This window comes from Colwellia sp. 6M3 (assembly GCF_014077595.1).
Classification (GTDB): Bacteria; Pseudomonadota; Gammaproteobacteria; order Enterobacterales; family Alteromonadaceae; genus Cognaticolwellia.
Genome location: NZ_JACGWF010000096.1, coordinates 1 through 15,287, shown reverse-complemented (window position 1 = coordinate 15,287; position 15,287 = coordinate 1). Strand labels below are relative to the sequence as shown.

The 15,287-nt window shown below is 37.4% G+C and carries 15 protein-coding genes; 9 read left to right on the top strand and 6 right to left on the bottom strand.

The features are described from left to right. Positions 1 to 167 precede the first annotated feature (167 nt). The 3 genes from prfB to H4J50_RS16135 all read left to right on the top strand — a co-directional run bounded on the left by prfB (position 168) and on the right by H4J50_RS16135 (position 3,965). Positions 168 to 1,266, top strand: a protein-coding gene (gene prfB / locus H4J50_RS16145) for a peptide chain release factor 2 (RefSeq protein ID WP_182257344.1) whose coding sequence is annotated in 2 segments (ribosomal slippage) — positions 168 to 242 and positions 244 to 1,266 — 1,098 coding nt in all. Because the reading frame shifts where the segments join, the coding sequence is not laid out codon by codon here. Positions 1,267 to 1,318: 52 nt separating this feature from the next. After that, positions 1,319 to 2,860: a lysine--tRNA ligase gene (lysS, locus tag H4J50_RS16140; protein ID WP_182257343.1), complete on the top strand. Its 1,542-nt coding sequence runs from the start codon at positions 1,319 to 1,321 to the stop codon at positions 2,858 to 2,860. A gap of 412 nt (positions 2,861 to 3,272) precedes the next feature. After that, entirely contained in the window at positions 3,273 to 3,965 is a 693-nt protein-coding gene (locus H4J50_RS16135) for a cytochrome b/b6 domain-containing protein (RefSeq protein WP_182257342.1), read from the top strand. Between the two features lie 129 nt (positions 3,966 to 4,094). On the opposite strand, the gene H4J50_RS16130 is transcribed toward H4J50_RS16135, so the two are convergent. The 6 genes from H4J50_RS16130 to H4J50_RS16105 all read right to left on the bottom strand — a co-directional run bounded on the left by H4J50_RS16130 (position 4,095) and on the right by H4J50_RS16105 (position 9,296). Beyond that, positions 4,095 to 4,592, bottom strand: coding sequence for a cytochrome c (locus tag H4J50_RS16130; RefSeq protein WP_108456930.1), 498 nt, complete (start codon positions 4,590 to 4,592; stop codon positions 4,095 to 4,097). Between the two features lie 317 nt (positions 4,593 to 4,909). Continuing rightward, on the bottom strand, positions 4,910 to 6,169 hold the full coding sequence (locus H4J50_RS16125; RefSeq protein WP_108456929.1) for an AmpG family muropeptide MFS transporter: 1,260 nt from the start codon (positions 6,167 to 6,169) through the stop codon (positions 4,910 to 4,912). 134 nt (positions 6,170 to 6,303) lie between these two features. Beyond that, on the bottom strand, positions 6,304 to 6,633 hold the full coding sequence (locus H4J50_RS16120; protein WP_108456928.1) for a hypothetical protein: 330 nt from the start codon (positions 6,631 to 6,633) through the stop codon (positions 6,304 to 6,306). Between the two features lie 289 nt (positions 6,634 to 6,922). Then, positions 6,923 to 7,507 (bottom strand): peptidylprolyl isomerase, encoded by a 585-nt coding sequence (locus H4J50_RS16115; protein ID WP_182257341.1) that lies wholly within the window; start codon positions 7,505 to 7,507, stop codon positions 6,923 to 6,925. Between the two features lie 49 nt (positions 7,508 to 7,556). Further along, complete coding sequence (locus H4J50_RS16110) at positions 7,557 to 8,126, bottom strand: YajG family lipoprotein (RefSeq protein WP_108456926.1); 570 nt, start codon at positions 8,124 to 8,126, stop codon at positions 7,557 to 7,559. 30 nt (positions 8,127 to 8,156) lie between these two features. Continuing rightward, complete coding sequence (locus H4J50_RS16105) at positions 8,157 to 9,296, bottom strand: methyltransferase (RefSeq protein WP_108456925.1); 1,140 nt, start codon at positions 9,294 to 9,296, stop codon at positions 8,157 to 8,159. 138 nt (positions 9,297 to 9,434) lie between these two features. Between H4J50_RS16105 and H4J50_RS16100 the strand changes: the two genes are divergently transcribed. From H4J50_RS16100 to fabV, 6 genes are all read left to right on the top strand, one after another. Beyond that, positions 9,435 to 10,004 carry an alpha-ketoglutarate-dependent dioxygenase AlkB gene (locus H4J50_RS16100; RefSeq protein WP_182257340.1) on the top strand — a complete coding sequence of 190 codons (570 nt, stop codon included), beginning with the start codon at positions 9,435 to 9,437 and terminating at the stop codon, positions 10,002 to 10,004. Positions 10,005 to 10,141: 137 nt separating this feature from the next. Further along, positions 10,142 to 10,465, top strand: a complete 324-nt coding sequence (bolA, locus tag H4J50_RS16095) for a transcriptional regulator BolA (RefSeq protein ID WP_108456923.1) — start codon at positions 10,142 to 10,144, stop codon at positions 10,463 to 10,465. Positions 10,466 to 10,783: 318 nt separating this feature from the next. Then, positions 10,784 to 11,329, top strand: coding sequence for a TRAP transporter small permease subunit (locus H4J50_RS16090; protein ID WP_182257339.1), 546 nt, complete (start codon positions 10,784 to 10,786; stop codon positions 11,327 to 11,329). Further along, positions 11,329 to 12,711 (top strand): TRAP transporter large permease subunit, encoded by a 1,383-nt coding sequence (locus tag H4J50_RS16085; protein ID WP_182257338.1) that lies wholly within the window; start codon positions 11,329 to 11,331, stop codon positions 12,709 to 12,711. Before H4J50_RS16090 ends, H4J50_RS16085 begins: the two co-directional genes overlap by 1 nt. Before the next feature lie 4 nt (positions 12,712 to 12,715). After that, on the top strand, positions 12,716 to 13,816 hold the full coding sequence (locus H4J50_RS16080; protein ID WP_182257337.1) for a TRAP transporter substrate-binding protein: 1,101 nt from the start codon (positions 12,716 to 12,718) through the stop codon (positions 13,814 to 13,816). Between the two features lie 185 nt (positions 13,817 to 14,001). Continuing rightward, positions 14,002 to 15,192 (top strand): enoyl-ACP reductase FabV, encoded by a 1,191-nt coding sequence (gene fabV / locus H4J50_RS16075; protein ID WP_182257336.1) that lies wholly within the window; start codon positions 14,002 to 14,004, stop codon positions 15,190 to 15,192. Positions 15,193 to 15,287: the final 95 nt, after the last annotated feature.

The window sequence follows — 15,287 nt, the reverse complement described above, 5'->3', positions numbered from 1 at the left end:
GTGACATTATTTGGACACAATAATATAATAAAAAGGACATTTCAAAGCATAAGGAAGCGTTTATTTAGTCGTATAATTAAGCTACAATGCGCGACTGTTTTTTTTGTTATATTTAGCAACTATATTCACCAATTATTTTCATCCATGACGGCGTATCAGTAAAAAGTATGTTAGAAGTTAACCCAGTACTCAATAAAATTAAAGAAATTCGCGAACGCACCAATTTGCTTCGGGGGTACCTTTGACTACGATCAAAAGTCAGAACGTTTGGTTGAAGTTTCACGTGAGTTAGAATCAGCAGATGTATGGAATGATCCAGAGCGTGCACAAGCATTGGGTCGTGAGCGCGCGGCATTAGAAGCCGTTGTTGAAACCATTGACGAGATGGATTCAGGTTGTGAAGATATCGAAGGCTTAGTTGAGCTTGCTGTTGAAGCAGAAGACGAAGAAACTTTTAACGATGCCGAAGCGGAAACAAAAGCGTTAGAAACTAGCCTTGAAAAGTTAGAGTTTCGCCGTATGTTCTCTGGCGAGCACGATGCGAATAACTGCTACTTAGATATTCAGTCAGGCTCAGGCGGTACAGAAGCACAAGATTGGGCTGAAATGCTCATGCGTATGTATTTACGTTGGGGTGAAGCCAATGGCTATAAAACCGAAGCAATTGAAGTGACCGGCGGAGATGTTGCCGGCATTAAAGGTTGTACCATTAAATACACCGGTGAATATGCTTTTGGTTGGCTGCGAACAGAAACCGGCGTACATCGTTTAGTACGAAAATCACCGTTTGACTCTAGTGGTCGTCGACATACTTCGTTTGCTTCTGCATTTATCTACCCAGAGATTGATGACAATATCGAAATTGATATTAACCCAGCAGATTTGCGCATAGATACCTTTCGTGCCTCTGGTGCCGGTGGGCAACATGTTAACAAAACGGATTCTGCTATACGTATTACCCATGAACCAACAGGTGCAGTAGTGGCTTGTCAGGCGGATCGTTCTCAGCATAAAAACCGTGCAACAGCGATGAAGCTTTTAAAAGCTAAGTTGTATGAAATGGAAATGCAAAAACAGAACGAAGGTAAACAAGAGTTAGAAGACGGAAAGTCTGATATCGGATGGGGCAGCCAAATACGTTCTTACGTATTAGATGATAGTCGTATTAAAGATTTACGTACCGGAGTCGAAAATCGAAATACGCAAGCCGTATTGGATGGTGACTTAAACAAATTTCTAGAAGCTAGTTTAAAATCTGGCTTATAATAACCATTTCATTAATTTAAATAGCAATATTACGTTAAACACGAGAAATAAAATGACTGATCAAGCAAACCAAGACGAAAACAAGTTGATTGCCGAGCGTCGTGGCAAATTAGTAAAAATTCGAGAAAACTGTCCGGCTAATGGCCACCCTAATAAGTTTGACCGAAAACACTATGCTGCTGATTTACAAGCTGAACACGGTGAAAAAGATAAAGAAACGCTTGAAGCTGAAACTGGTCTTTACAGTATTGCTGGTCGTGTTATGGCTAAACGTGGTCCATTCTTAGTATTGCAAGATATGACAGGTCGCATTCAGGCTTACGCACACAAAACAGTGCAAAAAGATATTAAAGAGCGCTGGGGCACTTTAGATATTGGCGATATTATCGGGGTTACCGGTACTATGCATATGTCGGGTAAAGGCGACTTATACGTTAATATGGATAAATACGAGCTGTTAACTAAATCGTTACGTCCATTACCAGAAAAATTTCACGGTTTATCTGATGTTGAAACAAAGTATCGTCAACGTTACGTTGATTTGATCATCAACGAAGATACCCGCAATACTTTTAAAATTCGTTCAAAAATTGTTGATGGTATTCGTAAGTTTTTAACTGACCGTGATTTTATGGAAGTTGAAACTCCTATGCTACAAACCATTCCTGGTGGGGCTTCAGCAAAACCTTTTGAAACTTTCCATAATGCCTTAGACATTAAAATGTATATGCGTATTGCACCAGAGCTTTACCTAAAGCGTTTGGTTGTTGGTGGTTTTGAAAAAGTATTCGAAATTAACCGTAACTTCCGTAACGAAGGTTTATCAACACGTCATAACCCAGAATTCACTATGATTGAATTCTACCAAGCTTATGCTGATTACCATGATCTTATGAACCTTACTGAAGACATGCTACGCACATTAGCTGAAGACGTAATGGGGACTTCTGTTATTCGTAATACGGTTAAAAACGCTGATGGTGAAGTAGTAGAAGAGAAGTTCTATGACTTTGGCCAAAAGTTTACTCGTTTATCAATGGTTGATGCGATTTTATTGCACGGTAATGATTTAGACGAAAATATTTTACGTAACCCTGAAGCTAACTTTGACGCGCTTAAAGCAATGGCAAAAGCTGTTGGCGTGAAAGAAACTGACGCGTCGAAAGTTTGGGGAGCAGGTAAATATATTTGTGAAATATTTGAAGAAGTTGCCGAGCACATGCTTGATCAACCTACGTTTATCACAGAATACCCGTGGGAAGTTTCTCCACTTGCCCGTAGAAATGACGAAAATCCATTCATAACGGATCGTTTTGAATTCTTCGTTGGTGGACGCGAATTAGCCAATGGTTTCTCAGAGCTTAACGATGCTGAAGACCAAGCTGCACGTTTCCAAAACCAAGTAGAAGGTAAAGACGCGGGTGATGATGAAGCAATGCATTATGACGCAGATTATATTCAAGCGCTTGAATACGGTTTACCACCTACTGCAGGCGAAGGCATTGGTATTGATCGATTAGTGATGTTATTCACAGATTCACCTACGATTAAAGACGTTATATTGTTCCCACATATGCGGCCATTAGCTGAGTAAATATATTTTTACGCCAGTATCTATATCGGTACTGGTCAAAAATATTATTAACACAACAATATTAACAAAATAATATTAACAAAATATTTATAGCTGCGTTTTAGACTGAGTTAATAGCTCAACTTGGAATCGCAGCTATATAATTATGTTAACAAATTGCTGAAACCTTATTTTGTAGTGTAATATTTATACCAACGCCAACGCCAACGCCAACTCCAACTCCAACTCCAACGCTTCGTATTACCTTCCTTGCTATTAATCTTCAATAATTTATTAAATAAAATCGCTGACCTACTTTGAACATTGCTATAGTACATTTTTTGAAAAATGTAATGATTAACAGTTTCGGTCACTTAGATGTGTTCGATTGTTTATTTTATTTGGTATGAATGAGTTAAAGAGGGTAAGTGAGATGAAAATAAAAGTGTGGGATCTGCCTATTCGGATCTGTCACTGGTTGTTGGTCATCATTATTGCTTTTCAATTTATCAGTGTAAAAGTATTAGATGAAGAAATGCTAGCCAATGCTACGCAGTGGCATTTTTATGGCGGTTACGCCTGCCTTGCTATCGTCATTTTTAGAATTTTATGGGGAGTACTAGGTACTTACTACGCTAAGTTTAGTCAGTTTGTCATATCACCTGTAAAGACCTTACATTACTTACGCGGTAAAGGCTTACAAGATTACATTGGACATAATCCAGCAGGCGCTTATTCTGTTGTAGCCTTGTTGTCACTAATACTAGCTCAGGCGATTAGCGGCTTATTTACCACAGATGACATTTTTAATGATGCTCCATACTACGGTGTGCTGAATAATTTTTGGCAAGCTATAGCTAATTTTATACATCACAATATAGTTTATGTGCTACTCGGCTTTATTGTTCTGCATATAGGCGTAATTTTGTTTTATAAAATTAAGCACAAAAAGCATTTAACAAGTGCAATGATCACCGGTAAGAAAACAGTAAATGAAGCTGTACATTCTCAAGGATCGTTTCCGTGGTTAGGCTTTATAGTCTGTATTGCTATGACAGCGATAACCTTATATTTCATTATTGAAATCTGGCCGCCAGTACCTGTTGATGACTATTTTGGTTACTAATGCACTAGTTCAAGTAGTTTGAAGTACAGCTATAATTGTATTATGGAATTGGCTTTAGCAGACTGAATTTTTAGGGGAAAAGTGCTTTCATTGATTTTACTCATTGAGAGCACTTTTTTTTATGAACGCTTAATCTTTTTTGAAATCATCATGACAAGATTTACAGCTTGCACCAACGGCACCGATAGCTTTTTTAAAACTATCTTTTTCATTCTTTTCTCCAACCATTTTTAAGCCATTAGCCGCAGTAACTAAGTCATCTATTTTATTGCTAAAATCTTTATGGTTTGACCAAATGCTGTCTTTAGCATCAGTTTTTATATTAAATTTACTGGTATCCAGCGAAAAGTAGTCATGCATCATTGGTGCTAAAAAAGCTATACGCTCAGCGTTTTTTGTAATCACATCAGCATTCATAGGAATATTACCTTTAGCCATAGCGCCTAAGGGGCCCATATTACTGCGAATTAACTGCAGAACAGACTTACGGTAGGTAATTGCCGTATCAGCTTGTTTTTCATTACTTGCTTGTCTTACTTCTGTTGCTTGTGCGCTAGTGGTTAAGGTTAAAAAGCTTGCTGTTGATATAGCCGCTGTTAATAATATTAGGCTTGGTAAAGTTTTCATGAATTTTCCTTATAGATAAAAATTGTATTTATAACATGAGATAATAATCAGGTATTTGGTGAACTAACTAACCCGAAACATTAGGTGTAGACTATTTAAAAACGATGAGTTATTTATTTTAGCCATTAAATATATTCTATTTAACTAATTCGTTATAAATAACATTAATACAAAAAATGCGATAATTGTACCGTTAAAAGCAAAAATATAACCGAAGCCTTTTAATCCTTCTTTTAGGGTGTAGTTATTACTTTTTAAATACCAATACCAAATAGCGCACATTAATATAGGTACAAGAAAAAATAGTTTGATCATAGTTACGCTATCTCCTGCGTTGCTTGTTTAGTTGGTTCACGCCATGGCGCAACTTTTAATAGCATTAGCATACCCGGTATCGCTAACGCGGTGCATATGAAGTAAAAATTAGTCCAACCGATCTGTTCGACAATCATGCCTGTGGTGGCATTAGCAAATGTTCTGGGTAATGCCGTTAATGCTGTAAATAATGCAAATTGCGTTGCAGCAAATGCAGGGTTAGTTGCTCTAGCAATAAAAGCTGTAAAGGCCGCTGTACCCAGGCCTACGCCCAAGTATTCAAAACCCATTGCAAAAGCTAAGGCGTAAGTGTTGTGGCCAATTTCTGCTAAGGCAGCAAAACCTAAAATACTGATTATTTGCACAAAACCAAATAACCAAAGAGCTCGATTAATACTCAGCTTAATCATTACTATACCACCAACCGCCAAACCTATGGTCATAGCAATTAATGACGCGGTTTTAGCAACAACACCAATTTCAGTTTTTGTGAAGCCCAAATCAATGAAAAAAGGTGTTTGTAACGCGGTCGCCATACTATCGCCTAGCTTATATAAAAATAAAAAAGCGAGTATTAGCAAGGCTGATTTTATGCCTTCTCTGTTGATAAAGTCTTTAAAGGGCAAGACAACCGCATCTTGTAAAGTTTTTGGCGCTTGTGCGCTATTGTTAAGCTCTTTTATTGTCAGGCTAAGAAAAATACCAATAAACATAAAAGCCGCAACAATAAGGAATACGGCTTGCCAACTGATGTGATCAGCTAGAATAAAAGCTAATGAACCGGGTACTAAGCCAGAAAGTCGATAAGCTTGTACGTGAATAGAATTACCTAAACCCAATTCATGCTCAGGTAGAAGTTCACGTCGGTAAGCGTCGAGTACTATATCTTGGCTAGCGCTAAAAAATGCAACAGAGGCAGCTAAATAAGCAACACTCCAAATGTTCATTACAGGGTCAACAAACCCAAAACCTGCGATGGAGAAGAGTAAAAGTACTTGGGTAAGTAACATCCAACTGCGGCGTCGACCAAGAACAGGTAAAGAGTACCTGTCCATTAAAGGTGACCAAATAAACTTCCAAACGTACGGAATACCAATTAATGAGAATAAGCCTATTTCAGTCAGGCTGACTCCTTCAGAGCGTAACCAACCCGGCACGAGTTGGTATAAAATAAACAAAGGTAGCCCAGAGCTAAAGCCAGTGAATATACAAATTAGCATGCGACGATTAAATATTGCTTGCTTAAAGGTTGGAGATTGCATTGCTCAAAGCCTAATGAATGCGAGAAGGTAAGCTAATAGGCTATCAAAATGTATTAGTAAACAGAAGTTTAATCTTTGGTAACAGGTAATTAGTTGTTTCCTATAACCTGCTTTTGTAGGCTTATTTCTAGAGGTTATGGCAGCGGTCGCCAACCTATGCAGTCAATAGGGTAACTGCCTGTACCTGAGAAAAAATCTAAGCAGGTAGATATTTCACTTTTGAAGTATAAATCTCGTTCAAGATCATTAGCACTATGAAGGCATAGTTCATGCATTATATGCCAAAACACACGTTCTCTCGCATTACTGGGGGTTTCGTCACTAACACTGAGTAAGGTCCATTCTGCCATCGTGTTTTCGACGAAATGGTCGAGTTCAGTATAATGGATAGAATGATTGATAACCGCGGTAATATAGGCCCTGATTTGTGTGATCTTTTCATTGATAAACTGCTCAATTATCATGACATTCCTTATGTAATATTTAGCCAATAAATAATTTAGCGAAGGAAATAAGTTAGTAATAATTTCCGTGTCTTGTTGTTTGTCATTGTTTAGTTATCGTAGAGAAAACTAAAATTGTCAAAGTTAAGACGTAGTGAAATTGTAACTCATATGCGATTCACTGAACCCAACGAGTATTTAGTACTCGATATTTAAGGGGATTTTATTGGCTGTTAATTTTATTATTATTGTTGTTTTTATTATTATTTTTTATATTTGAAATGATTTATATTTACCATGATAAAGCATTTTATAACGCTGGCAATAAACTGGCTTTAATTAACATTATTGGTTCTAAAGGAACATCCTCCCAGCCCATTACATCACTATAGTCTGTTGTTACTAGTGCCATAGCATCTACAACCTCCTGGCCTTCAGTTATAGCGCCAAAAACAGTGTATCCCCACTTTCTGCCAGGATCTAAACTGGTATTGTCATTAACATTAAAAAAGAACTGTCTGTTGGCTGAATGAGGATGACGCTCTTTCGCCATGGCGATTGTGCCTATTTCATTTTTTAAGCCGTTACCAGACTCATTTACTATGTTTTCATTTACTTTTTTAAGTTCAAAATTTTCGTTATAACCGCCACCTTGAACAATGAATTCAGACACCACACGATGAAAGATTGTGTTGTCATACTCGCCTGAAACAACATAAGTTAAAAAATTATCTACGGTCAACGGAGCACGAATTCTATCAAGTTCAACAATAATTACTCCCATTGAGGTTTCAAGTTTTACCTGTGGAAATAGATTGTCAGGGTCTATCGCTAAGTTCTTGGCATTACAGGTAACTGAAAATAAAAATAAAAATATAACCGAAAAACTTCTCATGATGAAATTCTCTATTTAAGCAAAAGCAGGAAAGTTAACACATTGAAAGCTATTGCATAAACTGCTGTAATTCTTCATTTTGTACTATTTGTGTTAATAACTTCGCGAGTTGTTGATTAAAATCACGCTCTAGTACCGCTAAATCCGCCTTTAGAGGCCCTTTACTCGTGCCCGTTATTTTAAATGTTTTTGTTAACGTACCTTTACTATTATTTATAACCACACGAATATTCATTTGATTACTTGCGCTATATTTCATCATTGATTGTTGAACACTTACCAAAGCATTATCGATAATGATTTCAACTTGATTGGCAGCTGGCGCTTTAATTTGCAAGCCATTAGCTTTTAATGCTGAGCTAAGTGATTTTTCTACGGTGTCAATAATAGGCTGTTGCGGTGAATATAATATTGCAGCTTCACCTGTACGTAAAATTTGTACGATGTGGGGTGAGGTGCGTAAATCACGCAAACCTAATTGCGCTTGTTTTTGTTGGTAGGCGTTACTACTACCAATATTAAGTTCTGGGCTGACAATTACCTGTTTGATTGGCGTACTGCAAGCGATTAATAAAGCTGTTGTACCTAAAAGCATAAACTTAAATAGTGTTGATTTCATATGGATTTCTTCAAGGTTAAGTGTGTCAAGTTAGCGCTTAATTGCCGAAATAGTAACAAACTTATCATTACTAGCTATAAGTGTTTCATTACCAAAAATACGTTTTAATTTAATATGATAACCAAGCTGACGATTACCAATAATGCGTAATTCACCGCCTTTTTTCAATACCCGATGACTATCTTTAAACATCTGCCAAGCGATGTGATCTGTGGTAGCTGTTTGTTGATGAAAGGGTGGATTACACAATACTAAATCAACACTGCCGCCTTCAACACTCGTTAAACAGTCATTTACTTGAAATTGGCACTGCTCAATAGCTGAGGGTAAGTTTTCAGTGATATTTAGTTTTGCTGAGGCAATAGCCATGTATGATTCATCAATAAAGTGCACTTGCGCTTTTGGTTGTTTTGACAACACATGCAAACCAATGACTCCGTTACCACAACCAAGATCAATAACCTGTTTTTCTGCGGCAATCACAGGTAAATTTTCCATAAAATAGCGGGCACCAATATCGAGCTTTTCTCTTGCATAAACATTAGCGTGGTTATGTAAGGTAAAGTCGGTTTTTTCTAATGGCCATGATGTGGGGAAATTAGCCGTTGTTGGTTTGTCATTATTAAGTTCACAAAAAACCAGTCGGGCTTTTTTCACCGCTAGTGATGTTTTTGTTGTCCCTAAATACTGTTCAAACAATTTTAGTGTTGAACTATGAATTTCTTTAGCACGATCACTGGCAATAAAAATAACATCTTTACTGAGGTGTTGTTTTATCTGACTAAGTTGCTGGCAGAGTAGTCCTTTGCCTTTAGGTATTTTATAAAGCACGATGTCTATATCACTTGGCAGCTCCTCTAAGCTGGTAAGCAAAGTGACATCCTGATTCGATAAACCATTTTGCTCTAAATTAAGTGCTATGCCTTGATGGCTTAAAAAAGAGTCATTTACACAGAACAGTTGATGCTCTGTTAAATTACAGGTTATAGCGCCAAAATTATCGTTAAAAATTAGAATTTTTTGTTTTGAGTCACTTAAAGATTGTTGCTCTAAATAACTAATAATATATTCATCTGCTGCATCCCATGCTTGCAAGCTTCGGTTTACCTGTCCGGTGGGAAAACGATCGAGAAAAAGATTTTTGTCGTTGATAATAAAAGGGCTGATCATAGCGATAAATACTTGGTTGGCGTAAAGGATATTGTGTCAAAAATTATCCCTGCGAGCTAGTTAATTGCAAAAATTATCGAGATAATAAGGTTAAATATTACAAAATATACCTCATAGATTAATTAGGAAGCATTTCATTTGAAAATTTACTGTCCAGATGCTGATATTGAGTACATTGAAAATTTTTATTCGAAGCATGACGCAGAAATAATTTTTCAAGACTTAAAGCAAAACTTAGCTTGGCGTCATGATGATATTAAAATGTTTGGAAAAGTAATGAAAATACCCAGATTACAGGCTTGGTATGGTGACAATTATTTAAGTTACCGCTATTCCAATATCACCTTAGTTGCTGAGCCTTGGTCGGTCAGTTTGTTAGCCATTAAAGAAAAAGTTAGTCGTTATTGCCAGCATGACTTTAACGCGGTATTGGCAAACTTATATCGTGATCAACAGGATAGTGTAGATTGGCATAATGAACCTGAGCTGGGTGCATTACCAACCATTGCTTCGTTATCTTTTGGTGCTGAACGAGAGTTTCAACTAAAGCATATTATAACTAAAGAAAAAAAGAGTATTAGTCTTGCACCGGGTAGTTTGTTAATTATGCGAGGTAACACCCAAAAATACTGGCAACACAGTTTACCTAAAAGAGCCAAATCAATTACTAGCCGAGTTAACCTAACCTTTCGTCATATTTGTTTATAAAGTGATTTCTTCATAAAAATATGGGTCTTACATTTAAATAACAAATTACGATGTTACTCGATTAGATAGATGGCATAATTACCAGTAGCGACTAAAATTAAATTGATCCATTAATCGATCAACTTCAGGGAAAAAATATGACAATCGAAGCCGTTATCGAAGAAAAACTACTTTCTGCTTTCTCACCTCTTCACCTCGACGTTATAAATGAAAGTCATCAACATAATGTTGCACCGGGCAGCGAGTCTCATTTTAAAGTTATTATAGTTTCAGAAGAGTTTGAAGGGGAGCGTTTAATTAAGCGCCATCGTGCTATAAATTCAATTTTAGCTGAAGAGCTTGCAGATAAAATTCATGCTCTTGCCCTGCATACTTATACTGAAAAAGAGTGGAAGAGTTATTACGCTGAAAATACACCTCTATCGCCAAAATGCTTAGGGGGAAGTAAAAAAAGCAGTTAATATAATTACTCATAACTATGTAAAGTCAGCTTTTATGTTTAATATAAAAATTAGACACTTACATCCATGTAAACAATATCAATAATACATGGATGTTTAGCACTGGTGATGCAATGGGTGTACGTTCAGTTTTGATATTACAGACAAAAATAAAATAGATTTATATAAGCGTGTTGAGTTTATATAAATGTGAACGTGCAATGACATCAAGATGCAATGACCACTTATGGTGAACATTGTGCATCAGCACTTACAGAGGTAACTTTAGGTAAACTTTGGCAATTAATTTTCAAATAATAATAAAATAAATGGAAAGCTATGTTGTTAACGCTCGCGAATAAATTTGTGCAAACGATTGATACTATCACCGAACTACTGGGTAAAGCTGTTGCTTGGTTGACCCTCCTAATGGTACTGCTAACTTTTAGTATTGTGGTATTAAGGTATGGCTTTAATCTTGGGTGGATTGGCATGCAAGAGTCAGTGTTCTACTTCCATGGCATTGTTTTTATGTTAGGTGCTGCTTACACGTTGAAACACGATGGTCATGTGCGTGTTGATATATTTTATCAAAAATATTCACCTAAACAAAAAGCGCTATTAAATTTGTTTGGTAGCGTAATCTTGTTATTACCTGTTTGTATTTTTATTTTTTTCATCAGTTTAGATTACGTACTGTCGTCATGGAATATTATGGAAAGTTCGCCAGAAGCCGGTGGCTTGCCTCTCGTTTACCTTAACAAATCTCTAATATTGTTATTAGCCATAACCTTATCTTTACAAGGCTTAGCTGAAATAGTGCGTAATATATTAATGCTTAGTGATAACTTACGCGATACTGAAAATCGTACAGGGGCTAAATAATGGAATATATAGCCTTATTAATGTTTGTTGTTGTTTGTGGTGTTCTATTACTGGGCTACCCAGTAGCATTATCGCTTGCTGGAACCGCTTTGTTATTTGCCGGTATTGGTATAAGTGTTGATGTATTCGAAAGTTCTTTTTTATATGCATTACCAAATCGACTTTACGGAGTGCTTAATAACCAAACCTTATTGGCAGTACCACTTTTTATTTTTATGGGGGCTATGCTTGAGCGTTCAAAAATAGCTGAGAATTTGCTCAATGCGATGGCGATGCTGTTTGGTCGATTCAATGTTGGCTTAGCTATTTCAGTGACCTTGGTCGGTATGCTATTAGCAGCAAGCACCGGCATTGTGGGTGCAACAGTAGTTACCATGGGGTTATTATCGTTACCTACCATGCTAAAACGTGGTTACAGCCCTGCATTTTCCTCTGGTATTATTTGTGCAACGGGGACGCTAGGGCAAATAATACCCCCTTCAATTGCCTTGGTATTACTGGGTGATGTTCTCTCAAGTGCTTATCAAAAAGCTCAATTGAGTATGGGGATTTTTAGCCCAAAAACTGTGTCGGTTGGTGATTTATTTGCTGGTGCGGTTATCCCTGGTTTTATACTCGTCATTCTTTACATTTTATACTGTATTGCTGTCGCTATTTTTAGACCAGACGTGATCCCAAAACAAGCACCGAAATTGCATGGCGAAGAACAACAATCGTTATCTTTAATGCTATTTATTTCAGCGTTGTTACCCCCTTTATTGTTGATGTTTGCGGTGTTGGGTTCGATACTTTTTGGTTACGCAACACCAACCGAAGCTGCCGGCGTTGGTGCAATGGGCTCATTTTTATTAGCACTATGGAAAAAGCAATTAACCCGAGTTAACCTAAATGCTGTGATGCAAACCACTGTTAAAATTACTTCAATGGTATTTTTAATTTTAATTGGGGCTAGTTTATTCTCGCTGGTATTTAGAGGTTTTGGTGGTGAAGAGTTAGTCCATGGGTTATTTCAACAAATGCCCGGTGGGATTGTTGGTGCAACTTTGATTGTGATGCTGATAATTTTTCTGCTCGGCTTTATTTTGGATTTTATAGAAATAACGTTTGTTGTGGTGCCAATTGTTGCCCCTGTTCTAATGGCAATGGGCTTAGATCCTATTTGGTTAGGAATTATGATAGCCGTTAATCTACAAACGTCCTTTTTAACGCCACCCTTTGGTTTTGCACTCTTTTATTTGCGTGGTGTCGCAGACCAGGCAGTATCAACCGCGGCAATTTATAAAGGCGTTATTCCTTTTATTATTATACAGTTAATATTACTGTGTGCATTAGCCTACTGGCCGAGTTTGGTAACTTGGCTACCTAACGTAATTTACGGATAAAACTATGATAAAAAATACAATTAGTTCATCTATTTTAATCTGCATTGCGCTATTTACATTAGCTTCTTGTGGCGATAAGCAAAGTAAAGCGAGTCCTGAACAAAGTGTTCAACCACAAGAAAAGTTTGCTTGGAAGCTAGTAACCTCTTGGCCAAAGAACTTTCCTGGTTTAGGTATGGCGCCAGAAAAATTTGCCAATTACGTTAATGCTATGAGTAATGGCCGTTTAACGGTAAAGGTTTACGGCGCTGGTGAGTTAGTGCCGGGTTTTGAAGTTTTTGATGCAGTATCGCAAGGTACAGTGCAAATGGGCCACAGTGGTTCGTATTACTGGAAAGGTAAAATACCTGCTTCACCAATTTTTAGTGCAATTCCGTTTGGTATGACAGCAACAGAGTTTAATGCTTGGCTGCATTACGGTGGTGGCATGGAACTTTGGCAAGAGCTATACAAACCTTTTGGTATTAAGCCAATGCCTGGTGGTAACTCAGGTGCACAATTCGGTGGTTGGTTTAAAAAAGAAATTAATTCGGTGGCCGATCTACAAGGTTTAAAAATGCGAATTCCAGGACTCGCTGGCGAAGTGCTAAAAAATGCAGGCGCTATTCCAGTTACATTAACGGGAGGAGAGATTTTTTCGGCGCTACAAAGTGGAGCTATTGACGCAACAGAATGGGTTGGGCCTTATAACGATTTAGCTTTTGGTTTTTATCAGGCGGCGGATTATTATTACGCCTCGGTTTGGCATGAGCCCGGCACTGGTTTAGAGTTTTTAGTTAACCAAGAAGCATTTGATGCCTTGCCTGCTGATTTACAAAGCATAGTTGAGATAGCTGCGAATGCGGCAAACGAGTCTACTTTGGCAGAGTATAATGCCCGAAATAATGCGGCTTTAAAAACGTTGATAGAAGAGCACAATGTGCAATTACGTAAATTTCCAGCTGAAGTTATGCAAGCACTTAAGTACCATACAGATGAATTGATCAAAGAGCAGGTAAAAGCCGATAAAGACTTTGCTCGCGTGTGGTTATCGTATAGTGAGTTTTTAGCGTCAATGAAAGAGTACAACAAATTAACATTACAGGCATATTACGAAAATCGTTAATTTTATGAAATATTAAAAAAATATCGAATATTGCCACTGGTCGCACCTCATCATGGTGCAAGCCAGAGTAAACTAGTCGGCAATTTCATTTTATAAATCAATTTTTCACTCGATAATCTTAGATGTGAGCAATAAGTGTTAGCTTCAACCTTAGATTATTAACGTGATATTAAGAAGGTATAGTTATGGTTATTAAGCCAAAAATTCGTGGTTTTATTTGTACTAACGCTCATCCTGCCGGTTGTGCAGCACATGTAAACGAGCAAATTGCTTATGTTAAAAGTCAGCCACAAGCTGATGCGAAACCTAAAAACGTATTAGTTATTGGTGCTTCAACAGGTTATGGCTTGTCTTCTCGAATTACTGCAGCTTTTGGTAATAATGCTAAAACATTAGGTATTTTCTTCGAAAAACCACCAACAGAAAAGAAAACAGCTTCTGCTGGTTGGTATAATACCGCGGCGTTTCAAGCTGCCGCAGATAGCGCTGGTATTTGGTCAAAAAATATTAATGGCGATGCTTTCTCTCATGAAATTAAAGCCAAAGCTATTGAAACGATAAAAGCTGAATTAGGTGAAATTGATCTAATCGTATACAGCTTGGCGTCACCACGCCGCACCGATCCTGATACCGGTGAAGTCTATTCATCAACGTTGAAACCTATTGGGCAAAGTGTAACGACCAAGAACTTAAATACCTCTAAACGTATTATTGATTCAGTGTCAGTTGATGCAGCGTCAGAAGAAGAAATTCAGGGTACTATTGATGTGATGGGTGGCGCTGATTGGGAACTTTGGATCAAAGCGCTTGGCGAAGCTGGTGTTTTAGCTAATGGTTTTAAAACAGTTGCTTACACCTATATTGGTAAAGAATTAACTTGGCCGATATACGGACATGCCACCATTGGCCGTGCGAAGGAAGATTTAGATCGCGCATCAGCAGCAATCAAAACAACAACTGCTAATATTAAAGGTGAGGCTTACGTTACTTCGCTTAATGCGGTAGTAACTCAAGCGAGTTCAGCGATTCCAATTATGCCGTTGTACATTTCAGCGATGTTTAAAGTCATGAAAGCTGATGGCACGTATGAAGGTTGTATTGAGCAAATACAGGCCTTATTTAGAGAAAATATATACGGTAAAAATCCAACTATTGATGAAGCCGGTCGTTTACGTCAAAACAATAAAGAGCTTGAAGACAGCGTACAACAACGTGTAACCGATATTTGGAATACCGTTGATAGTGATACAATTGATGAATTAACCGATTACGTTGGTTATCATCAAGAGTTTTTGAAATTGTTCGGATTTGATGTTGCAGGTGTCGATTATGATGCAGATATTAGTCCTGAACTCGCTATCAATAACTTGCTATAAGTTAACTATAATTCTTTATTTATTATTCAATTATCGAATGTAAATAGTTATAAAAAAAACCGACAATTTGTCGGTTTTTTTATGCCAGATTAAGT